At 62.5% G+C, this 20690-nt stretch carries 23 protein-coding genes; 3 read left to right on the top strand and 20 right to left on the bottom strand.

What is annotated here, in order from left to right:
- Window positions 1–68: 68 nt before the first annotated feature.
- The 6 genes from IE123_RS09260 to IE123_RS09235 all read right to left on the bottom strand — a co-directional run bounded on the left by IE123_RS09260 (window position 69) and on the right by IE123_RS09235 (window position 5426).
- Entirely contained in the window at window positions 69–1310 is a 1242-nt protein-coding gene (locus tag IE123_RS09260) for an NAD(P)/FAD-dependent oxidoreductase (RefSeq protein WP_189517357.1), read from the bottom strand.
- Between the two features lie 117 nt (window positions 1311–1427).
- Window positions 1428–2486 (bottom strand): NAD(P)H-dependent flavin oxidoreductase, encoded by a 1059-nt coding sequence (locus IE123_RS09255; protein ID WP_189517355.1) that lies wholly within the window; start codon window positions 2484–2486, stop codon window positions 1428–1430.
- 33 nt (window positions 2487–2519) lie between these two features.
- Window positions 2520–3401 (bottom strand): threonine/homoserine exporter RhtA, encoded by an 882-nt coding sequence (rhtA, locus tag IE123_RS09250; RefSeq protein ID WP_189517353.1) that lies wholly within the window; start codon window positions 3399–3401, stop codon window positions 2520–2522.
- A gap of 76 nt (window positions 3402–3477) precedes the next feature.
- On the bottom strand, window positions 3478–3975 hold the full coding sequence (locus IE123_RS09245) for a GNAT family N-acetyltransferase (RefSeq protein ID WP_189517351.1): 498 nt from the start codon (window positions 3973–3975) through the stop codon (window positions 3478–3480).
- Window positions 3968–4447, bottom strand: a complete 480-nt coding sequence (locus IE123_RS09240; protein ID WP_189517349.1) for an OsmC family protein — start codon at window positions 4445–4447, stop codon at window positions 3968–3970. Before IE123_RS09240 ends, IE123_RS09245 begins: the two co-directional genes overlap by 8 nt.
- A 61-nt stretch (window positions 4448–4508) precedes the next feature.
- Entirely contained in the window at window positions 4509–5426 is a 918-nt protein-coding gene (locus IE123_RS09235) for a CHAD domain-containing protein (RefSeq protein WP_189517348.1), read from the bottom strand.
- Window positions 5427–5655: 229 nt separating this feature from the next.
- On the opposite strand from IE123_RS09235, the gene IE123_RS09230 reads away from it, so the two are divergent.
- A complete protein-coding gene (locus tag IE123_RS09230; protein ID WP_189517346.1) occupies window positions 5656–6297 on the top strand; it encodes a YoaK family protein in 642 nt (213 codons plus the stop codon).
- Window positions 6298–6700: 403 nt separating this feature from the next.
- Here the strand turns inward: IE123_RS09230 and IE123_RS09225 are convergent, their stop codons facing one another.
- From IE123_RS09225 to IE123_RS09165, 13 genes are all read right to left on the bottom strand, one after another.
- A complete protein-coding gene (locus IE123_RS09225) occupies window positions 6701–7693 on the bottom strand; it encodes a Csu type fimbrial protein (protein ID WP_189517344.1) in 993 nt (330 codons plus the stop codon).
- Window positions 7690–10077, bottom strand: a complete 2388-nt coding sequence (locus IE123_RS09220; RefSeq protein WP_189517342.1) for a fimbria/pilus outer membrane usher protein — start codon at window positions 10075–10077, stop codon at window positions 7690–7692. Before IE123_RS09220 ends, IE123_RS09225 begins: the two co-directional genes overlap by 4 nt.
- Window positions 10077–10814 carry a fimbrial biogenesis chaperone gene (locus IE123_RS09215; protein WP_189517340.1) on the bottom strand — a complete coding sequence of 246 codons (738 nt, stop codon included), beginning with the start codon at window positions 10812–10814 and terminating at the stop codon, window positions 10077–10079. The genes IE123_RS09220 and IE123_RS09215 overlap by 1 nt, the downstream gene beginning before the upstream one ends.
- 18 nt (window positions 10815–10832) lie before the next feature.
- A complete protein-coding gene (locus IE123_RS09210) occupies window positions 10833–11354 on the bottom strand; it encodes a Csu type fimbrial protein (RefSeq protein ID WP_189517338.1) in 522 nt (173 codons plus the stop codon).
- A gap of 62 nt (window positions 11355–11416) precedes the next feature.
- Window positions 11417–11959, bottom strand: a complete 543-nt coding sequence (locus IE123_RS09205) for a Csu type fimbrial protein (protein WP_189517336.1) — start codon at window positions 11957–11959, stop codon at window positions 11417–11419.
- A 149-nt stretch (window positions 11960–12108) separates the two neighbouring features.
- On the bottom strand, window positions 12109–12564 hold the full coding sequence (locus IE123_RS09200; protein ID WP_189517334.1) for a hypothetical protein: 456 nt from the start codon (window positions 12562–12564) through the stop codon (window positions 12109–12111).
- Between the two features lie 125 nt (window positions 12565–12689).
- On the bottom strand, window positions 12690–12908 hold the full coding sequence (locus IE123_RS09195; RefSeq protein ID WP_189517332.1) for a DUF2835 family protein: 219 nt from the start codon (window positions 12906–12908) through the stop codon (window positions 12690–12692).
- A gap of 119 nt (window positions 12909–13027) precedes the next feature.
- Window positions 13028–14104, bottom strand: a complete 1077-nt coding sequence (locus tag IE123_RS09190) for a sulfate ABC transporter substrate-binding protein (protein ID WP_189517330.1) — start codon at window positions 14102–14104, stop codon at window positions 13028–13030.
- Between the two features lie 203 nt (window positions 14105–14307).
- Window positions 14308–15639, bottom strand: coding sequence for a methyl-accepting chemotaxis protein (locus IE123_RS16280; protein WP_189517328.1), 1332 nt, complete (start codon window positions 15637–15639; stop codon window positions 14308–14310).
- Between the two features lie 180 nt (window positions 15640–15819).
- The gene (locus IE123_RS09180) at window positions 15820–17133 is read right to left on the bottom strand and encodes an arsenic transporter (protein WP_189517326.1); all 1314 of its coding nucleotides are present in this window, start codon (window positions 17131–17133) and stop codon (window positions 15820–15822) included.
- Between the two features lie 20 nt (window positions 17134–17153).
- Window positions 17154–17873, bottom strand: a complete 720-nt coding sequence (gene arsH / locus IE123_RS09175) for an arsenical resistance protein ArsH (RefSeq protein ID WP_189517324.1) — start codon at window positions 17871–17873, stop codon at window positions 17154–17156.
- Window positions 17870–18283: an arsenate reductase (glutaredoxin) gene (gene arsC / locus IE123_RS09170; protein WP_189517322.1), complete on the bottom strand. Its 414-nt coding sequence runs from the start codon at window positions 18281–18283 to the stop codon at window positions 17870–17872. The genes arsH and arsC overlap by 4 nt, the downstream gene beginning before the upstream one ends.
- The gene (locus tag IE123_RS09165; RefSeq protein WP_189517320.1) at window positions 18280–18633 is read right to left on the bottom strand and encodes an ArsR/SmtB family transcription factor; all 354 of its coding nucleotides are present in this window, start codon (window positions 18631–18633) and stop codon (window positions 18280–18282) included. Before IE123_RS09165 ends, arsC begins: the two co-directional genes overlap by 4 nt.
- 103 nt (window positions 18634–18736) lie before the next feature.
- Between IE123_RS09165 and rarD the strand changes: the two genes are divergently transcribed.
- Both rarD and IE123_RS09155 read left to right on the top strand, forming a co-directional pair.
- Entirely contained in the window at window positions 18737–19636 is a 900-nt protein-coding gene (gene rarD / locus IE123_RS09160) for an EamA family transporter RarD (protein WP_189517318.1), read from the top strand.
- 97 nt (window positions 19637–19733) lie between these two features.
- Entirely contained in the window at window positions 19734–20426 is a 693-nt protein-coding gene (locus tag IE123_RS09155; RefSeq protein WP_189517316.1) for a DUF4396 domain-containing protein, read from the top strand.
- A 94-nt stretch (window positions 20427–20520) separates the two neighbouring features.
- On the opposite strand, the gene IE123_RS09150 is transcribed toward IE123_RS09155, so the two are convergent.
- Complete coding sequence (locus IE123_RS09150; RefSeq protein ID WP_189517315.1) at window positions 20521–20652, bottom strand: entericidin A/B family lipoprotein; 132 nt, start codon at window positions 20650–20652, stop codon at window positions 20521–20523.
- Between the last annotated feature and the right edge of the window lie 38 nt (window positions 20653–20690).

Below are 20690 nucleotides of genomic sequence, written 5' to 3'. Positions count from 1 at the left end.
TGAGAGCGGTGGCCGGCAGCTTAAAGCACCCCCTGTCATTCAACATGATCAAAAGATTATGGCGGGCCTCAGGACACCATCCATTCACGCCCTTTCAGCATCATTTGCCAGTAAATGGTCGGCATGGCATAAGCCTTGAGCTGCCAGGCCAGGCTGGTGGCGCGCTGGCCGTCGTTGAGCCAGCCCGGCAGGGTCGGCATGAGTTCGCCGCCATAGCCGAACTCGGCCAGCACCACCCGCCCGCGCGATACCGTCAACGGGCAGGCGCCGTAGCCCTGATAGCGCGCTGACAGTTCGCGCCCTTGCAGATACGCCACGACATTGTCAGCCACGATCGGCGCCTGGACTCGCACGGCCGCCGCGGTCTTGGCATTGAGGGTGGCACTGACATCACCAGCACCAAAGATGGATGGGTAGCGCTGATGCTGCAGGGTGTTGGGGTGCAGGTCGAGCCAGCCGGCATCGTTGGCCAGCCGGCTGTCGCGTATCAACGCGGGCGCGCGCTGGGGAGGCACGACATGGAGCATGTCAAAGGACTCGACGTGCTCGCGCTGGCGGCTGTCTGCGCCCTGAATCATGAAGTGTGCCTGCCGGTTTGGCCCATCGACGGCCACCAGCTGCTGATGAAAGGCAAGGTTGATGCCGTAGCGCTCGACATGGGCCATCAGCGCCGGAATATAGGCCGGCACCCCGAACAGCGCGCCGCCGGCGTTGTGAAAGGAGACGTCGATATCGCCCAGCACGCCGCGGCGCTGCCAGTGATCGCAGGCCAGATACATCGCCTTTTGCGGCGCACCGGCACACTTGATGGGCATGGGCGGCTGGGTAAAGAGTGCCTTCCCCCGGCGCAGCCCTTGCACCAGCGACCAGGTGTAGGGGGCGAGATCAAAGCGGTAGTTGGAGGTCACACCGTACTGGCCGAGCGCCTCCGGCAGCCCTTCCACGGCGTCCCAGTCAAGCTCGAGCCCCGGCGCCACCACCAGCGCGCGATAGTAGAGCGAGCGGCCATTACCCAGCAGCACTGCGCCCTTGTCGGGGTCAATGGCGACTGCCGGCTGCGCATAATGCGCCATGCCCCCGGGCAACACATCGGCCATGGCGCGTCTGGTACTTTCGGCCTCGAAGACCCCACCGCCGACCAGCGTCCAGCCCGGCTGGTAATAGTGATGGTCTGCCGGGTCGATGATGGCGATATTCAGGCGGGGAGCACGCCGTCGAATCCCCTGAGCAATGGCGATGCCGGCAGCGCCGGCCCCTATCACGACCACGTCGTGGTGCACTTCTCGAACCTGCGGGGCCCGGCCTGTCATGATTACTCCCTGCATCAAATGAGGATTCACGACGGCTCGATACGGCAATACCCTTCATCACAAGAATGCTGTCGCCCACCGCCGGACAGCCCATTCTTTATATAAGCGCTTATTTACTCAAGAGTATTTTAATAAATACATGATAGATTTACTTTCATTACACAGCCGTGTGATCAGTTCACCCGCCGGCAGTGCACGCGACAGCGCCGCCCCCTGTCCCGCCCAGCACACTCTGAACATCTCTCCGCCCGCATTTGAAGCGGCTGCAGACAGCGCCTTGCCGGCCAGATAGGCGCGCGGATAGTCAGGAATGTCGATCGGTGCGATCTCGCGGGTATGGCCATTGACCAGTGCTCGCGCCGGGCGCCCGGAGATGGCCGATGTCACTACTGTCTCACCTGAATGGGCCCCGGCAAGCCAGGCGCGGTGCGTGTCACTGGCGGCGGACTCCGGACAGGCGATGAAAGCGGTGCCCAACTGGGCACCACACGCCCCCGCTGCCAGTACCGCATCAATGCCTGCCCCGTCCATGATCCCTCCGGCGGCGATCACGGGTATGGAGGTGTCCTGCACCAGCATGCGCACCAGCGGCAGCACCCCCAGCATGGCATCGCCCCGCTCGGGCGCGAACACACCGCGGTGCCCGCCGGCCTCGCTGCCCTGGGCGACGATCACATCGATACCGGCCGCCTCGATCGCCCGACCCTCGGCCAGCGTGGTCGCCGTGGCCAGCAGCGTGATACTGCGCGCTTTAAGCGCATCGATGACCGACTGCGGTGGCAGCCCGAAGTGAAAGCTCACCACCGCCGGTTGCTGCTCGCACAGCAGCGCCTGCATGGCCGGGTCGTCATTGAAGCTGGTATAGATCGTGTCCAGCCGCTCGGGCGGCTCGGCCCCAAAGCGGGTAAACAGCGGTGCCAGCCCTGTCAGCCAGTTTGTCTCGCGTTCGACATCGATGACCGGTGTGCGATGGCAGAACACGTTGACGTTGAAGGGTCGGTCCGTCAGCGACCGGGTACGCTCGATCATGTCGCGCGCGTTGTCGACCGTGGTAGCGCCGATGGCGATCGAGCCCAGCGCGCCGGCGTTACTGACTGCGGCGGCCAGCGCCGGAGTGGAGACGCCGGCCATCGGCGCCTGGATCAGCGGCAGGGGTACGGGCAGTACTGCGGCCATGAATCCTCCCGTGGCGTAGCAGGCAGTTGAAAATCAGCTCTGGGCCGGCGCCGCCGAGCGGGCGGTCAGCGTGGTGCCCATCGAGGCCACAATCACGGTGCCAATGGCCAGCCACTGCAGGGGCGTTAACTGCTGGCCCAGAAAGACCAGGCCCGACAGCGCGCCGATGGCCGGCTCCAGGCTCATCAGCGTGCCGAACATGTGGGTCGGCATCCGCGACAGGGCGAACATTTCCAGCGTATAGGGCAGCGCCGTGGAGAGCACCGCAATCGTCAGCCCGATGGGCAGCACCGCCGGGGAGAAGATCGCCGTGCCGGCCTCGACCAGCCCGATCGGCGCCATGACGACGGCGGCAATGGTGATGCCCAGCGCCGCGCTCTGGGTGCCGCTGCCGCTGCCGGCCCGGCGCCCGAACAGAATATAGAGCGCCCAGCACGCGCCGGCCCCCAGCGCACACAGTGCCCCGCGCGGGTCGATGCCGTGCTCGAGGCTTTTGCCCGGCCACAGCAGTACCGCCAGCCCCGCAATGGCCAGCGCAATCCAGATCAGATCGCGCGGCCGCCGCGAGGTGAACACCGCCACTGCCAGAGGCCCGGTGAACTCAAGCGCCACCGCAATCCCCAGCGGCACGCTGACCAGCGCCTGATAGAGCAGAAAGTTCATCATGCCCATCGCCACACCGTAGACGGCAATCGCCTTGAAGGCCTGGCGCGTCAGCGGTCGACGCCAGGGTCGAAAGATGATCAGCATCAGAAAAGCGGCCAGCAGCAGGCGAATGGAGGTGGCCCCGGAGGCGCCAATCAATGGAAAAAGCTGCTGGGCAAGAGAGGCGCCGCTCTGGATCGAGCACATGGCCACCACCAGCAAAGCGACCGGCAGCAGGCGTTGAAGGACGGGGGCGCGCACGGACGACATGGAGATTTATCTCGAAACGATCATCAAGGCAGAGGCGATTCAGATCCCATCATAACCGCTCTGCCGGAACAGCGGGTCAACAGGGCGCGATCTCTTCGTCATAGTGCTTGAAGCCACGCTTTTGATAGTTCGCAAGCGCTGCCGGGTGATCCAGCGAGCAGGTATGCAGCCATACCCGCTCGGTGCCCGCCCAGCCCCAGGCCTGCTCGATGGCGTGGCTCAAAAGTCCGGCGCCAAATCCCTGGCCGATACATTCGGCCACCAGCCCGAAATAGAGAATCTCGACGTTGACGCCATCGGGCCGATACAGCTCGTAGTAGCCGGCGATGGCGCCGCGGTAGTACGCCACGAACGTGCGATGGGCATCACTTTCGACCATGGCCTGCCACGCGCCCTGATCCCCTTCGAGCTTCTCACTCCACTGCCACTGTGCCCCGACCAGCTCATACAAAAAGCGGTTGAACGCAAACCGGGGGAGCTCACATTCGACCACGTTGAGCGCCGCCGGCAGTGCCCGGGCGTGATGCTCGCTCGGGTCACGCATCTCCAGATACCAGATGGTCTGCTCACCCATGGGAGGCGTCCTGTCGAGTGAACTCGGGCTGGCAACCCACCTCGAAGTTGACCGAGCGGGCGATGAAGCACTTCTCGTGGGCGTTGTCGTGCAGCTCAAGCGCGCGCTGTTCACTGCTGTCACGGCTCAGGGTGATCCGCGGGCGTAGGGTGACGCGGGTAAAGCGCCCCTGCGCGGCATCCATCTCGCCTTCGGCATGATCCTCGTAGGCCAGAATAACCACACCGGCCTCGGCGCACAGATGCAGATACCAGAGCTTGTGACACGCCGACAGCGACCCCACCAGCAGCTCCTCCGGGTTCCAGCGATCCTCATCGCCCAGAAAGGCCGGGTCGGCGGAGCCCGCAATGGGCGCCTTGCCGGATGCGCTCAGTTCGTGCTCGCGTCCATAATCGCGATAGCCGGTGGTGCCAGTGTCGCGGCTGCCCTGCCAGAGTACCGTCACCTGATAGTGATGCTGCTGTCCTGCCATGCCGTCGGCTCCGCGCTCATGAGTGGGGGCTCATCATCGCCATTTTGAGTGACAGCGTCGATCATGAGACCGTCGATCTGACCTCCCGGGCCTCCTCGCGTGCCACTGCCCGGTAACGCCCGATCCGTTTGGCCAGCGCTTCGGGTTTTTCAGCGAACAGTCGCCGGCCCAGCAGCAGCGCTTCTCCCTGAAGCGTCACACGGCGTTTTGCAATCATCTCCAGCAGGGTTTCTGCCTTGTCCTGACCCTGCGCTGCCGCCTCGGGATCACCAAGCGCCAAAGCCAGCATGGCCAGATCATGTTCCTCGCCGAGCAGGTCCGCCAGCCGGTGAACCTCTTTGGCACGCGCCTCCATCGGGGCCTTCCAGACGTTGACGAGCAGCTCGCAGTGGTGGCGGTGGTATTTCACCTGCTTGCGCCACTCGTGAAAGTACACTTCATCATCGGCGCCTTCGGCCTGCTTCATCGCCTGACGCGCGCGCCGACAGGTCTCGGCCATTCCCTCACGCAGCGTCCTGAAGCGATCGATGGCCGGCGCCCAGTCATCAACCGCGTCACGGGCCGTTTCAAGCTCGGCTGCCAGCCATGCCATGTCCGGCAGGGCGGATGTCTCCAACGCCTGGCGATGGCGCTTGAGCAGCTGCTGGCGTGTCGGGGTGAACTGGCGTCGGTCCACACGGCCCTTGTGGGCGGCCATCAGCGCATCAAAGGTATCGATCAACACCTGCTCATCGCGCGGGCCACCCACCGCACGGGCAAGATCGCGAAAGCGCCGGTTCTCCCGAGCGTAGTGCTTGCCCAGCGCCGGCCGCGCCAGGCGCAAAATGGCCCGAACGCGCTTGCAGCGCTGGCGCAGCTTGTGAATGCCCTCCACCGTATCGCGCCTTGCAATATCGCGACGCGCTCGATCGATCTGCTCGGCGGCAATGCGCGCGAACCCCTTTGAGGTACTTTCAGACATCTCAAGGCGATAAGCCATGACACCCTCCATCGAACGTGACACACCCTTCAGGCAGTGTACTGTGCCCCACGCCCGCTGCCCCTGTTCATTATGACCCTTGCACCGACCCCAAGGTCGTTTCACCACGAAGGTCGAAGCCATCATCGAACGACAGCTCATCAGGCGCGGCCTGGCGTTCATTGCTCAAACGCTTTTGGGTCGATAGGCATTACACTCGGACGTGTCATGATCGCCTGCAGGTATCCCCATGTTTGACAGAAAGATTCCCTTTCCGGCCTTTGCCCTGCTGTTCATGGTGGCCGGCGCCACGGATGCCCTGATCTATCTGCACAGCCGTGAGCTGCTGGCGGTCTACATGACCGGCAACAGCTCGCATATCGGGCGGGACATTGGTGATGGGGTGTGGGGCGATCTCAAACCGCTGCTGGCAGTCATTGCCACCTTTTTTACGGCGACCACGGCAGGCGCCTGGATCGCCATGCGGGTGGGCCACTGGCGCCCCACGGTGATCCTGCTGCTCACGGCGCTATTGATGAGCGCTGCCACACCCTTTGCCCGGGGTGAAGGCTACCCCCTGACCACCGTGCTTTTCATCGCCGCGGCCATGGGCGTGCTCAACCAGGTCAGTGGCAAGGAATCAGGGGTCACGTTTCTGACCGGCATGCTGGTCAAGACCGGACGTGCCTTCGCCGAGGGCAACTTCTCGGCCTGGTTTGACGGGCTGGTGCGCTGGAGCGCGCTGGTGGCAGGGGCGGCACTGGCCATCCCGCTGGATCAGCATCTGGGCCGGCACGCCCTGCTGGCCGTCGCCGCCATGCTGACGCTCGGCGCGATGTTTACGGCGGGGCATGCGGTGATGAGACGGCATCGGGCAAGGCTGGCGTCCTGACGTTCGATCTCGCCCCGCGGGTGCGGGGAACGCGGCTATAGCGCCAATACGGCCAGTCAATACGCCGGTTCATCCCCGCGGGTGCGGGGAACGCTCCCTGCAGGCCATCTTCCCCAACGATCGAAACGGTTCATCCCCGCGGGTGCGGGGAACGCGTTGCGCGACTGTAAAACAAGAGTAATACATGCGGTTCATCCCCGCGGGTGCGGGGAACGCCCTAACCATAAACTATTGTTTTTAAAGAGCAAAAAGAAACGCCCTTTTCCTACCAGCGTTTCGCCTTCCGAGACACAAGAATTTTTTCTGATTTATCAATGGTTTGATTTTAAGGAAAAACCGATGAAATCATTCCACCAACCCCCGTTTGGATCAATACCTCTCGGCAGCGACCCTTACTGCTATCTCAAAACTGCACGGTAATCACGACCTGGTCGGTATAGGTGCCCGGTGATGGCGTGGGCTGGTCGGGGTCGATCACGGCGCGATAGCTGAACCCCTGAGACTGGCTACCGCCAATGCCCGGGCCGCCGCCAAGGCCGAGCCCGGGGTTGAGATCGGCATCCAGATGGCCGCGGGCCAGGCCGCTGCCGATGCCTCGCCAGGGGGTGCCGTCAGGCTTCAGTATTCGATAGCGCAACAGCTCCCCACTGCTGCTGACCATATGACGCTCGCCACCAAGGGGGTTGCTGCCCGGGCTCAGACCGACCTGAAAGCTGCTGCCTTTGGTACAAAACAGTGACAGTGACTGACTGACGGTGCTGAAGCCTGCCACCAGTGGCGCCGTGCCAAAGCGAATATTTGGCGCGCTGATCAGACAGTCCGGGGTGATCTCCATACTCAGCTCAAGAAGTGCCATGGCCGTTCTTGTCGTGCCGCGCGACAAGCAGATCCCCGCCAGGCTGAGCTGTATACACTCGTTGTATTCCCACTGAATCCTGACCACGTCGCGATAGGTACCGGCCGAGAGTTGCTGGGTCGGTCGAGTACGAACATAAAGCGGTACGCTGCCGCCGGGGCCGCTGAAAAGCTCGGGCAGATTGGAGGAATACAATCCGACAAAGTCGTATGGCGTATTACCCGAAAGCTGATTGTTGAAGGCCGCATCGCTGTAGAGACCATACGCGATGCGATCCCCTGCCTCGTTGACCAGCGCAAAGTTGTTGCTCGTGTCGAGAATGGTCGCCCGGGCGCGGGCTGCCGCTCGAAGCTGAAGGGACGTCCCCGTGCAGCTCAATCCACCGGCGACCCGGGTCTGGTAGGGCTGGCCGGTCTGGGTGGAGGGCACGCTGCCCAGGCTACCGACGGGATTGCTGATGCTGCAGTCTGCCTGCACCGACAGGGCGCAGAGCGCTCCCGCACAGAGCATCAGGGCGCACAGCCATTGGCGACACGTCATGGCGTCTTCTCCCAAAGCGCCTGTTCGCGCTCAAGAGCCATCGGCTGACAACGATACGGGCCCAGGGTGTGCAACATATTGTCATCCTCGGGCAGCGTGATTTCGATCTCACAGGTCTGACCGGTTGGCGTTGTGATGCGCAGGTGTTCACGTGCTGCCAGCTGCTCGAAGTAGACCAGCCCGTCATAGCCCACCGGCGCCTGGAGGCCACTGTCGGCAAGGGTGGCCATACTGCCCAGCGCGACCGGCTCACCATCGGGCATTTCCAGCCGGATACCGGCGGCCCGGACCTGGCGGATCGGAAAGCGCAGCAGATAGCCGCTGCCAGCGCGCACGCTGACCGGCTGGCGCACGCGCTCGGCCTGCATGTCAGGCGGCAGTTCCATGGTGTCAATGTCCACCATCGCCTGATACCAGGGCGTCACCCAGGGGATCAGGCGATGGCCGCGGTCATCGGTACGCCCGATCATGCGGTGTTCATAATTGACCGGAATGCCGACCTGCCCTTCAGTGCTGACCAGCACGAAGGCGTCGTTGATCCGGCGAGACAGCAGCACGTCGCCATCCATGGCCACCACCGCCCCGGTAGCCTCGCCCCACCAGGTCGTATTGTCGCGATCACCAAAGGCGCCCACCCGGGTTTCGACCCGATCGCCGCGCCATGAAAGTTCTGCCTGACGATAGTCTTCCCCCTGGCTGATCCGGTCATAACCCAGCCGCCAGCCTGCGCCGCCATCGACCGGTGCGGGGCGATTGTACTCAAGGCGCTGACGCGAGCCGCCCTCACCCGGCAGCCGCTCCACGCCAGAGGCCAGCGTGCCGTGCTGGCCCAGGGAGATCACCAGCTGTGTCGTAATGCTCCAGCCCTGGCCGCCATCCAGCGCCCGGTTACCGGAGACAAACAGATTGCTGCGCTGCCACAGCGCACGGTTCCAGGACAGATTGACCAGCCGGGTGCGGGTGTCATCAACACTGCGGGTATCAAAATAACCACCACCGACCGAGCCCAGCGTCCCCAGAGCAGTGCTGATGGTGGCCTGGGTACTGCTGCGACCGTAAACGGCCTCTTCCAGACCGATACCGGAAAGATCACTGAATCCCGTCTCGCGCCGGTTGTGCTGCACCCCGACATTGAAGCCGGGACGCGTGTACTGATAGCCCACGCTCTGCTGCCAGCCGCCATCTCCTTCGTGCTGACTGCCGCTGACGGCCAGGTTCAGTACGCCCAGCTGCCCCAGGCGCATGACACTGCCGGCACCTGCAAGGCTCAGCCCATCGGCCAGCTCGCCGTGGGTTTCCAGCGTCAGGGTATCGTTCAGGCCATAGCGATAGACGCCACTGGCCGCAGGCTGACCGTAATCCATGCTGCGCCGGCCGTAGTGGCGTCGCAGTGCGCCGATCGAGAGCTCGTAGTCGGCGAGACCGGCTTCGAGCAGCTCACTGGTGACATAAAAGGGTACCGTGGTGGCCACCCGTCGCCCCTGGGTATCTTCGGTGACCACCACGGCCTCACCGGCACCGTTGATATAGGGCACATCGGTCAGGGTAAAGGGGCCGGGGTCGACCTCCAGCGAGCGGGAGCGATAGCCGTTGACGAACAGATCGACCGTGCCCGGTACGGCGCTGGTGCCTTCAAAGGTGGGCAGCGGATAGGTCACCAGATCCGGGCGCAGCGAGAAGTTGCGCGAGAACTGCACCCCACCCAGGCGTACCGAACGACTCCAGGGGAGTGAGCCGCTGATCATGTCGCCTACCTGCCAGGTGTGCAGGCTCTCGGGGTCGTGATAGCGCCACCAGCTGTCATGGCGCAGATAGCTCGACTCCCCGGTATTCATCCCGGAGAGCGTACGCCACCAGCGCCCGGTGGTAGAGACCACGCCATATTCGCCAAAACCGCGCGCCTCGTGCCAGAGACTGGCGTAGCGATAGTCGCTCTGGTGGCTTGAGTAGAGATCGTAATTAAAAAGCATTCCCCGCCCTGCCTGCGCCTGCGGGCGCTGACGCACCGGAGCACCGATGTATTGGTGCTCCAGCTGCTCCGGGGGGACCGTGATCAGAAGACGCTGGCGCGGCGCGTCGTATTCGACATCAATATCTGTCAGCGCACCCTCATCCAGCCACGTCTCGTCACCACGCGGCACCGGCACACCTACATTGATGAGATCCTCACGGCGCATCGTTGCCTGCCCCTGATGATAACGCACCGCAATGGTGTTACCTCGGGCCGCGCCATTGACGACCGGCGCCAGTTCCAGCGTCATGATCATATCGGGCACCGCCTCGGGGGGCGGCGGCAGTTCGCCGGCCAGCACATGGCCATTCAGAACTCCCAGACACAGCACGAAACCCGGCCAGTGCCGGCGCCGCCTGACAACCCGACGCATTACAGCTCGACATGACGCAGCTTGATGGGCTCGGCGCCGTTGACGGTAGCCGTCAGATTTTCCCCGGCACGCATGTTGTCCGGTAGCGGCCACTGATGACTGGCATTGGCCAGCACGTAGCCCAAAAGCCCTTCGGCCAGCATGGCGCTGTCCATCTGGACCCGGGTCAGCCGGGCATGGTTGCGGCTGTCATTATGGACACGCAGATAACGCTTGTTGCCCTCCTTGATGACCTCCCAGCGCAGCGCCTGGGCAACGCGTTCAGCATCCTCCGGGGCCTCACCCGAGGTCACGAACAAGGGCACGGAATAGCGCATGCGAAAGTTCACGCGTGACCCCTGGGCCTCGTACGCCTGCTGCTGTGCGTCGGGGATCTCGTCAATCAGGATGCGGTAGGCCTGCTCTCCGGCATCCGGCGCGGCACCGGCCAGGGTGAGACGCACCAGCTGTCGATCACCGGGCGCAATGGTGACTATCGGCGGGCTGGGCAGTACCTCTTCCTGAGGCTGGTAGCTGTCGTGGTGCTGCAACTGTTGCCAGCGCAGAATGCGAATCTGCAGGGTGGCGGGCATATTGGCCTGGTTTTCAAGCCACAGCGGCCGGGTGCCCTGCCCGGCACTCAGGACAGGATTAATGGGCCAGATCAGGATCGAGCTTGCCGCCTGCGTAACAGGCGCTGTCAGCCAAAGGCTTGATAGCACTACAGCGGTTAAAAGACCGGTCAGGATTCTTGTCATGTTACCTCTCCTCGGTGACTACCAGGACAGCGTCACGATCAGCTGATCGGTATAGCGGCCCGGGGGGTCATCAGGGCGCAACTGCAGCCGGCCATAAATGGGTAGCTGCAGGTCGGTCCCATCGTTGGGCGCCGCAAGCGACATCGCCTGCCCCGGCAACAGTTCGTTGCTCAAAGCGCTGGTGCTGTAAAGGCGATAGGGCACGGCGGCGCCGCCAGCGTTTTGTAATTGTCGCAAGCCATCGCTGTAGTGCTGCCCCTGATTGATGGACATCGACAGCGTCAGTCCTTTGGTGCACTGCAGGCGAATGGTGTCGGAAGGGAGCAGCGCAGTGGTGACGACCGGGCTGCTCAGGGCACTGTGAGTGCCGAAATCAAGCACGCCCCACCGACTGCCCCGGGCGCTGCCGCCCTGCACCAGACAGCCGGGCATGACCGTGGCGCTGACCTCGAAATTGTCCTGAGCAGCAGCGGGGCTCTCCTGCGCATGCCATAACATCAGGCACAGCCCGATCAGACACCACGCTCGACACTTGCGCATGATCGCTCCCGATCACCAATGGACCGAATGGCGAGGCGCCCTACGGGCGAGCCGGACGATGTCTAGAAGTTGAAGGTCAGGGTCAGCGTATCGACATAGGTACCGGCGGCTACCGGCGTTTCGGGATTGGGCGCGACCAGACCGTAGACCGGCACTGCAATCGACTCACCGGCCGAGGCAACCGTAAAGGACTCGGGCTGGTTGATCTCGTAGGGCAGACTTTGTCCGGCGTCGCGGAATACCTGATAGGGCACATTGCTGTCGGCGAACACGAGATTGCGGGTAGCGCCATTGCCGCTGGTGCCGCCATTGATGGTCACCGTAAAGGTGTCCACGCCGGGGCTGCAGGTCACGGACAGTTGACCACCGCCACTGCTCAGCGTTGCCTGCAGGGGGTTGGTCCAGATGGTGGAGACGGTGCCGAAGTCCAGCGTCCCGAAGTTGTAGCCGGCGCTGCCATCAGGAGTGCCGGCGCTATCGATCAGACAGCCCGGTTCCACGTTGAGCGTGGCGTCGATCTGCCCGGATACCTCTGCCTGAGCGGACAGCGCAGCGCAGAGCATGAGTGCACCCGTGACGGCGCTGATGGGAGATAACATTCGCATTCTGGCAATTTCCTGATGGTAATCGACGTGGCAACCGGCCCTGTATTAAATCGACGCAATATGACCACTGTTTCCTAATCAAGTCACTAACACAGATTAGCTTTATCTAACCAATCTCATACATTTCAAAGCATAAAGGATTAGCAGGACTAATACTCGAAGGTGGCCAATACCGTATCACTGGGCGAGCCAACTTCGGCCGGCGGCATGTCTGCCACCGGCGTGTTAAAGGCCTGCAGCATCAGGGACGACACGCCCTCAGGCAGGCTGATGGAGAGCACCCGATTGGCGCGAAGGCGCTCTCCCTGCCCGGTGAACACCTGTAGTCGATAAGGAATACGTGTCTGACCATCCGACAGATAGCGCTGTACGCCGTCACCATTGCGCCCGCCATCCAGCGTCAGGCGAAAGTCTCCCACATTGGGACTGCAGAGATACCCCATCCCCGGATCCCCGGCCGGGCGCTCCATCACAGAGCACCCCGGCCGCACGGTCATCGTTGACTGAAACTGGACACTCCCGGCAAGCGCCAGGCTCGACAGGATCAGCAAAGCCGTGAAAAGCAGGGTCCGATGCAGAACAATAGATGAGAGAAGTGACGACATGGGCGCCTCGAAACAGGTCGCGCCATGATCACCATGGCGCCGGGTGACATGATATCGGCGGCGCCGTCAGCGGCTTTATGTGCCAGGAGGGGAGCTTTCAGGAGCCGAACACGGCAATAGCAGTGTCAAAGCGGGCGAATCGAAACGAACCGCCCGTTGTCGTCAAAGGTGACCCGCCAGGTGCCATGCACGCCATCACGCCCGATGATGTGGTGCAACACGCGCGAGGGCAGCAGGACGCTGCGGCCATCGAGCGTACGGGTACGGATGCTGTCGGCCGCGCCGGCGTAATGGGCGCGGCACTGCTCGGCGCTGAGGTTGAGAGTGATATCGATACTGGGCAAGGCGGTCTCCTGAACAAGGGGTCAGCCATGGGCATCAGCATAATGGGTGACCGGCATCCCGGCGACCGCCATGGCATGGCCGTTGCCGGGTCATGTTTATGATCGCCGGTGAACGGTCACTACCGTCCTGACGCCGAGAGGCGATCAAAGACGCCCCCGTTGGCAAAGTGGGTCTGCTGTGCCTCCCGCCAGCCGCCGAAAACGTCATTGATATTGTAAAGATCCATCTTCGGGAACTGCTCGAGCAGCTCGGGATCGACCCCCTCGGGATTGATCGGCCGGTAGTAGTGCTGTGCGACCAGCTGCTGCGCCTGCGGTGAGTAGAGGTGTTCCAGATAGGCATGTGCAGCCTTTTCGGCCGCCGGGCCCTTTTTCCTGACGTTGTCGGCCACCACCGCTACCGGCGGCTGAGTCAGAATGCTCACTGAAGGGGTAATAATCTCATAGTCATCCCGGCCCAGCTCATTGATCGCCAGCAGCGCCTCGCTCTCCCAGGCCAGCAGCACATCGCCCAGACCACGCTGGACAAACGTGTTGGTGGCCCCGCGGGCGCCGGTATCAAGCACCGGCACATGTTGATAGAGCGCCTTCACGTACGCTTCGGCCGCCTTTTGCGCCTTCGCCACATCCTCTTTTGCCGCCGGGTCATGTAGTCGATTCAGATCCCCCAGCTCGCGCTTGAGTGCCCATGTCCAGGCGGCCAGATAGTTCCAGCGCGCCCCACCCGAAGTCTTCGGGTTGGGTGAGATCACCTCGACGCCGTCCCGGGTCAGGTCATCCCAGTCATGGATGCCCTTTGGATTGCCCTTGCGCACCAGAAAGACGATCGAGGAAGTATAGGGGGTGCTGTCATCGGCAAAGGCCTGCTGCCAGTCGGTGGGCAGAAGTCTGCCCCTTTCGGCAATCACATCGATGTCTGCGGCCAGTGCCAGTGTGACGATATCAGCCGGGTTGCCCTCGATGACCGAGCGCGCCTGACGCCCCGAGCCGCCGTGGCTCTGCTGAATGGTGACCTGGTCACCGGACTGCTTTTCATACCACTGGCTGAACGCCTGGTTGTAGTCGGCGTAAAGCTCGCGGGTCGGATCAAAAGAGACATTGAGCAGACTGATTTTTTCAGCATAAGCGGCGCCAGGCAGCAGCAACGCCGTCAATGCAACGGATGACCAGAAACGCGGGAAGGACAGCACGGGCATGGGGCATCTCCTTGAGAAGGCATCAGCAGAGATTACCCACGTCTTTTAATTCTCAAAAGGAATAAAAAGTAATTTTTATATTTCCATTTCAAACAATTGATCAGGCCCTCAGCCGCCCCTTTTGACATCCTGGCGATGTCGCCGGTGTCAACATGGCCGGACGGGCTGTCAGACACTTCCCGGCAAATACCGGCAGGCAGGGCTCATGATGGCAGTGCCTCATACGCCAGCTGCTGATGCACCACACCTGCCTCATCATTCATGTCCACGGTGGAGGCCATGCTGCGCACGGCCGTCACCATGTCATTGGTACAGGCACTGATGCGCACGATCGCCTCACCGGCATTACCGGCCATGCCCACGCCCTTTTCAACGCTCTCGCGACAGGTATGCATGCTGGTCGTGGCATTGCGGGAGAGCTGCTGCAGCGTACCGATCGTGCCGGAAATATCGCTGGTGGCCTCGGCCGTGCGGCGTGCGAGTTGGCGCACCTCATGAGCCACGACCGAGAAACCGCGCCCGTGCTCGCCGGCGCGGGCCGCTTCAATGGCGGCGTTCAGGGACAGCAGGTTGGTCTGGGAGGCGATGGACTCAATGGTTTCAACAATGGCCGTAATGCCGGCTGCCTGATCTGTCAGCTCCCCCAGCAGTCTGGAGGTGGCCTCGACCCGATCGGCAATGCTGCGGATCTCGCGCACGGTTTCATCAATGATGCGGCTGCCCTCGCCGGCGGTATTTTCCGTATCCGCTGAAATGCGACAGGCCATGCGCAGGCTCTCGGTCTCCCGATCGACCCGCTCGGTAATATTGCTGGCAAACTTGATGACCTTGTAGAGCCGGCCTTCGTCATCAAAGATCGGGTTATAGGTGGCTTCCAGCCACAGGGTACGCCCCTGACGGTCAAAGCGCCTGAACTGGCCGGACATGAACTCCCCGGCGTTGAGCTGTGCCCAGAACGCCCGATACTCGGGACTTGCCGCCAGCGTTTTACCGCAGAAGATGCGGTGATGCGCGCCCTCGATCTCCTCAAGCCGATAGCCCACCGTATCCAGAAAGTTCTGATTGGCAGTGAGGATATGGCCATCAGGGGTGAACTCGATGACGGCCATCGAGCGGTCGATGGCACGCAGGCGGCTTTCCATCTCCTGCTCCTGGCGAACCTGCGCCGTGATATCGGTGGCCAGCTTGATCACGCGCACCACCTTCCCGCGCCGGTTGCGAATCGGGTTATAGGTCGCCTCCAGCCACAAGGGCGTACCATCCTGACGCAGCCGCTTGCAGCGTCCGCTGTTGAACTCGCCGTCACGCAGACGTGCCCAGAAAGCGCCGTACTCGACGCTTTCCACGTAAGCCTGCGGGCACAGCACGCTGTGGTGCTCACCGATCAGGGTTTCGGCGCGGTAGCCGGTGACCTCGAAAAAGGTCGGATTGGCGCACAGGATATTGCCCTGCGGGTCGAACTCGATGACGGCCATGGCACGATGAATGGCGTTTATCAGCGGCTCACGCTGGCGAGAAGGTCTGGTTCCAAACATGGTGTTACTCCTGCCATGGCAGTGCCGCCGACGTCTTCAGGTGGCTGCGATTCAAATGGGGGACGAAACCAGCATCGGCATATCGCATCTTCCTCTTGAGCTTTATCTGATACTCATCTACTCGAGCAGATGCGCCATGCCACAACATTCGGGCACATCCTGTTGCCGCTCCCAAAGAGATCAACTGCCGAGCCGAATGGCCAGGGGCCCCCATACTGCCAGCGCGACCAGCGTGGCCAGCAGTACCGGTGGGGTGATCAAAAGCCCCACCTTCATGTACTGCCCCCAGCCGATGCGATGGCCCTTGCCGGCGAGCACGTGCAGCCACAGAAGCGTTGCCAGACTGCCGATCGGGGTGAACTTGGGCCCCAGATCGTTGCCGATCACGCTTGAGTAGGCCATGAGCTGCTGCGTCAGTGCCGGCACCTGCGCCTGATCGATCGCCAGCGCCCCGATCAGAGTCGAGGGCAGGTTGTTGACGACCGAGGCCAGCACCGCCAGCGCCACGCCGGTGCCCAGGGTGGCGATAAACGTGCCCTGCTCGGCAAGCCAGGTCAGCGCGCCGGCGGCGATATCGGTCAGCCCGGCATTGCCCAGTCCATACACCACCAGATACATGCCCACTGAAAAGAGCACAATCTGCCAGGGCGCGTTTTTGACCACCCTGTTCAGCGAGATCACGGGCGTGCCGGCGCTGCCCCAGCGCCCCGCAACCGCCATCAGTACCAGCGCGGCCGTGCCCATGATGAAGGCAAAGGGCACCTGCCAGCGGGCCGTCACAAAAAGCGCGACGAGCAGCACCGCCAGCAGCGGAAAGGCAGCGCGAAAGACCCGAGCGTCCACAAGGGCACTGGCGGGCGCCTCCAGCCTGTCGCGATCGTAGCGCCTTGGGACTTCGCGGCGGAAATAGAGCCACAGCACGGCCAGCGTGGCGATAAGCGAGACCAGATTGACCGGCACCATGACCCGGGCGTAATCGTTAAAGCCGATCCCGAAGTAGTTGGCGGTAACGATATTGACCAGATTGGAGGTCACCAGCGGCAGGCTGGTGGTATCGGCGACGAAACCGGTGGCGATGATAAAGGCCAGCGCTGCGCGAGCGCTGAACTCCAGACGTACCAGAATCGCCAGCACGATCGGTGTCAGCAGAAGTGCGGCGCCGTCGTTGGCAAACAGTGCGGCAATGACTGCCCCCAGCATCACGATCAACATGAAAAGCAGCGGCCCGCGCCCGGTGCCCCAGCGGGCGATATGCAGCGCCGCCCAGTTGAAAAAGCCCGCCTCATCGAGGATCAGCGAGATGATGATCAGTGCCACAAAGGTGAAGGTGGCGTCCCAGACGATGTCCCAGACGGTAGCCACATCGCCCCACCCCACCACACCGGTGGCAAGCGCCACGGCAGCGCCACCCAGCGCGCTCCAACCGATACCCAGCCCCCGCGGCTGCCAGATCACCAGCACCAGGGTGATCACGAAAATAATCAGTGCCAGCATGTTGACTCTCGCCTATTGATTCACGCGCGGTGGGTGCGCTGATTAACGCGTTTCGATACTTCTTCGGCGCTTTCGACCCGCTCGGAGTAGCGATCCACGAGATAGCCGGCGCGCCCGCGCGTCAGCCAGGTAAACTTCACCAGCTCCTCGCAGACATCGACGATGCGGTGATACAGCGGTGAGGCGCGCATGCGTCCATCGTCATCGAATTCGTTGAAGGCCTTCGGCACCGAGGATTGATTGGGGATGGTCAGCATCCGCATCCAGCGCCCCAGAATGCGCATCTGATTGACCGCATTGAAGCTCTGGCTGCCGCCGGAGACCTCCATCACCGCCAGCGTCTTGCCCTGGGTCGGACGCACGCCGCCCAGGGAGAGCGGAATCCAGTCGATCTGGGTTTTCATGATGCCGGTCATCGCGCCATGGCGCTCGGGACTGACCCACACCATGCCTTCTGACCACTGCGCCAGCTCGCGCAGCTCGGCGACCTTCGGGTGATCGACGTCGGCGTCATCGGGCAGCGGCAGCCCCGAGGGGTTGAAGGTTTTCACCTCACAGCCAAACCAGCGCAGCAGCCTGCCGGCCTCTTCGGCCACCAGTCGGGAATAGGAACGCTCACGCAGCGAGCCGTACAACACCAGCATGCGCGGCGGATGGCGCGGGTCATCCGGATGAATCAGCGCCTCGACATCGATGGGCTCGAGTTGATCGGTATCAATATGGGGCAGCGTGTCACTCATGCGTCAGACACTCCCGGTCGTACCACTTCCCCATCCTCTTTCGTGAACTCGCTCACGGGCCTGTCCAGCAGGGCCAGCACCTGTTCCGAGGGCCGACACAGGCGTGCACCGCGATCGGTGACCACAATCGGCCGGTTGATTAGAATCGGGTGGGACGCCATGGCGTCGATCAACTGGTCATCGCTGGTCGTCTCGCATTCAAGCCCCAGTTCGGCGCAAAGCGGCTCCTTGCGGCGCAGCAGTTCGCGGGGTGTGATGGCCATTGCCGCCAATAGCTCCACCAGCCGCTCCCGGGTGGGCGGCGTCTCCAGGTACTCGATCGCCTCCGGCGTCTCGCCGGACTGACGCACCATTTCAAGCACGTTGCGCGAGGTGCCGCAGGCGGGGTTGTGATAGATCACGACGGTCATGGCGTTTTCTCCTCATCCAGACAACAGGGTTGCAGGGTTTCCAGCAGCGGCACGCAGAGTTCGGGATGCCCGGCACAGCAGTCACGCACCAGAAAGGCCAGCGTGGCCTGCATCTGCGCAAGGCTGGCGCGGTAGATGATTGAGCGGCTCTGGCGCTGCGAGACCACAAGGCCTGCCCGCGACAGTACGTTCAGATGCGCCGACAGCGTGTTGTGCGGTACATCCAGCTGACGTGCCAGCTCACCGGCCGCCAGCCCCTCGGGCTCGTGGCGCACCAGCAGGCGAAAGGCGTCCAGGCGGGTGCTCTGGGCCAGCGCAGCAAAGAGTTCGATAGTCGTTGTATTGTCCATACGTCCAAAAATATGGACATGACAAAACCAGGTCAAGCGTTGCTCGTCGCCGCAACACGCTATCGCGCGTATGATGCTGTCTTTTATCTGAAGGGCCGAGGCGATGATGGACAAGCGTGAACACACCGCAGGGCTTCTGGCCGCCCTGGGCTGTTTTTCGATGTGGGGCGTGCTGCCGCTCTATTTTCATCTGATCGGCCCGGCAGTCTCTCCCTGGGAGATTCTGACCCAGCGCATGGTGTGGGCGGCGGTCCTGCTGACGCTGTTTGTCTTGATCACCCGTCGTCATGAAAGGGTCATGGCCGTTGTGCGTCAGCGCCGTCTGCTGCTCACCCTCATGGCCTCGGCGCTTCTGATCAGCTGCAACTGGGGCGTGTTTATCTGGGCGGTCTCAAGCCATCACGTGCTGCAGGCAAGCCTTGGCTACTACATCAACCCGCTGCTCAACGTGGTGTTGGGGTTGATCTTTTTCCGCGAACGGCTGCGCCCGCTGCAGATCGCGGCGGTGCTTTTGGCTGCCGCCGGCGTGCTGATCATGGTGGTGGGCTTTGGGCGGGTGCCCTGGGTGTCACTGATTCTTGCCGGTACCTTCGGCGTTTACGGCGCGATCCGAAAGCGCATCGCCGTCGACAGCATCACCGGGCTTTATATTGAAACCATGCTGCTGCTGCCGTTTGCCCTGCTCTGGCTCGGTAGCCTGTACATGCAGCAGCAGGCGGTTTTTCTGCAGGGCAGCGTATTCACGGATGCGCTGCTGGTCGGATGTGGTCTGATCACCATACTGCCGCTGGTGCTCTTTACCATGGGGGCGCGGCGGCTCAAGCTCGGCACGCTGGGGCTGATCCAGTACCTGACCCCCACCCTGCACCTGCTCACCGGCGTGTTCGTATTTGGTGAAACCTTCAACCAAGCCAACCTGATCACCTTTGCCTGCATCTGGGCCGGCCTTGCGATCTATACCGTGGATACCCTGCGGGCGCAGCGACAGGTGACACAGGGCTGACCATGCCCCCACCCCAGGGTTTGATGACTGGCCCTGGCTGCGCTAAACCCTTGGTGGCATCAGTAAATTCAAACTGAAGGCTACAGGGAGTGTTGCCATGCTGACCATCTGGTCGTGGGTATTTTTGCTGCTGGGCGCGGCTACCTGCGCGCTAATTGCCGTGGATGTGCGCCGCCGCCCGCAGCACATGGCGATCATGAACGTCACCTGGCCGATCACCGGGCTTTACATTCCGGTGCTGGGCTGGTGGGTCTATCAAAAAATGGGGCGGGCAGCGAGCGCCGATGAAAGTCATCAGCACGGTGACCATGAGCATCACGGCAGCCATCACCATCACGGCGACAAGCCCCAATGGCAGGGAGTGTTTGTCTCGGCCACACACTGCGGCGGCGGGTGTACGCTGGGGGATATCATCGCCGCGCCGCTGGCCACGGCACTGGGTGTTACCCTGTTCGGCTCGCACATGGCCGGCCATTTTCTACTGGCGTTTGTGGCCGCCTATGTCTTTGGAATCCTGTTTCAGTATCTGCCCATCCGCGAGATGGGTGAAGGCTCGCCGCGTCGCGCGCTGGTCAATGCCATCAAGGCCGACACGCTGTCGCTGATCGCCTTTCAGGCCGGCATGGTTCTCTGGATGATGATCGCCACGCCGTTGTTTCTGGGCGGCCGGATGGAGGCCACCACACCCGAATTCTGGTTCATGATGCAGATCGCCATGCTGGTGGGTCTTTTGACCTCCTGGCCGGCCAACTGGCTGCTGGTCAACAGGGGCATCAAGCACGCCATGTAAGGCACCGGCGAACCACCAAACGTGACACTGACGAATCACGAAAGGGCCCCGCAGCCGAATGGCTGCGGGGCCCCTTGCACTTGATACAGCGGTCTCAGTCAGAGGCGTTCTGGATGGCCTTGCCACCGTCAGAGATGTCCTCGCCTGCCCCATGCATGGTATTGCACCCTCCGAGTACGCCTACAGACAACAGCATTGCCAGCATCAAAAGTGTCATGCGTTTCATGGTATTCATTTCCCGTGTGATCGGCCGACCGGCGGCGC

Source organism: Kushneria pakistanensis (assembly GCF_014652795.1).
GTDB lineage: Bacteria > Pseudomonadota > Gammaproteobacteria > Pseudomonadales > Halomonadaceae > Kushneria > Kushneria pakistanensis.
The sequence above is the reverse complement of the archived record's forward strand: the minus strand, read 5'-3'. Positions and strand labels throughout refer to the sequence as shown.

Excerpts from the sequence above, each read along its gene's own strand:
- IE123_RS09260 (WP_189517357.1), bottom strand. The coding sequence starts at position 1,310 with ATGACAGGCCGGGCCCCGCAGGTTCGAGAAGTGCACCACGACGTGGTC.
- IE123_RS09255 (WP_189517355.1), bottom strand. The coding sequence starts at position 2,486 with ATGGCCGCAGTACTGCCCGTACCCCTGCCGCTGATCCAGGCGCCGATG.
- rhtA (WP_189517353.1), bottom strand. The coding sequence starts at position 3,401 with ATGTCGTCCGTGCGCGCCCCCGTCCTTCAACGCCTGCTGCCGGTCGCT.
- IE123_RS09245 (WP_189517351.1), bottom strand. The coding sequence starts at position 3,975 with ATGGGTGAGCAGACCATCTGGTATCTGGAGATGCGTGACCCGAGCGAG.
- IE123_RS09240 (WP_189517349.1), bottom strand. The coding sequence starts at position 4,447 with ATGGCAGGACAGCAGCATCACTATCAGGTGACGGTACTCTGGCAGGGC.
- IE123_RS09235 (WP_189517348.1), bottom strand. The coding sequence starts at position 5,426 with ATGGCTTATCGCCTTGAGATGTCTGAAAGTACCTCAAAGGGGTTCGCG.
- IE123_RS09230 (WP_189517346.1), top strand. The coding sequence starts at position 5,656 with ATGTTTGACAGAAAGATTCCCTTTCCGGCCTTTGCCCTGCTGTTCATG.
- IE123_RS09225 (WP_189517344.1), bottom strand. The coding sequence starts at position 7,693 with ATGACGTGTCGCCAATGGCTGTGCGCCCTGATGCTCTGTGCGGGAGCG.
- IE123_RS09220 (WP_189517342.1), bottom strand. The coding sequence starts at position 10,077 with ATGCGTCGGGTTGTCAGGCGGCGCCGGCACTGGCCGGGTTTCGTGCTG.
- IE123_RS09215 (WP_189517340.1), bottom strand. The coding sequence starts at position 10,814 with ATGACAAGAATCCTGACCGGTCTTTTAACCGCTGTAGTGCTATCAAGC.
- IE123_RS09210 (WP_189517338.1), bottom strand. The coding sequence starts at position 11,354 with ATGCGCAAGTGTCGAGCGTGGTGTCTGATCGGGCTGTGCCTGATGTTA.
- IE123_RS09205 (WP_189517336.1), bottom strand. The coding sequence starts at position 11,959 with ATGCGAATGTTATCTCCCATCAGCGCCGTCACGGGTGCACTCATGCTC.
- IE123_RS09200 (WP_189517334.1), bottom strand. The coding sequence starts at position 12,564 with ATGTCGTCACTTCTCTCATCTATTGTTCTGCATCGGACCCTGCTTTTC.
- IE123_RS09190 (WP_189517330.1), bottom strand. The coding sequence starts at position 14,104 with ATGCCCGTGCTGTCCTTCCCGCGTTTCTGGTCATCCGTTGCATTGACG.
- IE123_RS16280 (WP_189517328.1), bottom strand. The coding sequence starts at position 15,639 with ATGTTTGGAACCAGACCTTCTCGCCAGCGTGAGCCGCTGATAAACGCC.
- IE123_RS09180 (WP_189517326.1), bottom strand. The coding sequence starts at position 17,133 with ATGCTGGCACTGATTATTTTCGTGATCACCCTGGTGCTGGTGATCTGG.
- arsH (WP_189517324.1), bottom strand. The coding sequence starts at position 17,873 with ATGAGTGACACGCTGCCCCATATTGATACCGATCAACTCGAGCCCATC.
- arsC (WP_189517322.1), bottom strand. The coding sequence starts at position 18,283 with ATGACCGTCGTGATCTATCACAACCCCGCCTGCGGCACCTCGCGCAAC.
- IE123_RS09165 (WP_189517320.1), bottom strand. The coding sequence starts at position 18,633 with ATGGACAATACAACGACTATCGAACTCTTTGCTGCGCTGGCCCAGAGC.
- rarD (WP_189517318.1), top strand. The coding sequence starts at position 18,737 with ATGATGGACAAGCGTGAACACACCGCAGGGCTTCTGGCCGCCCTGGGC.
- IE123_RS09155 (WP_189517316.1), top strand. The coding sequence starts at position 19,734 with ATGCTGACCATCTGGTCGTGGGTATTTTTGCTGCTGGGCGCGGCTACC.
- IE123_RS09150 (WP_189517315.1), bottom strand. The coding sequence starts at position 20,652 with ATGAAACGCATGACACTTTTGATGCTGGCAATGCTGTTGTCTGTAGGC.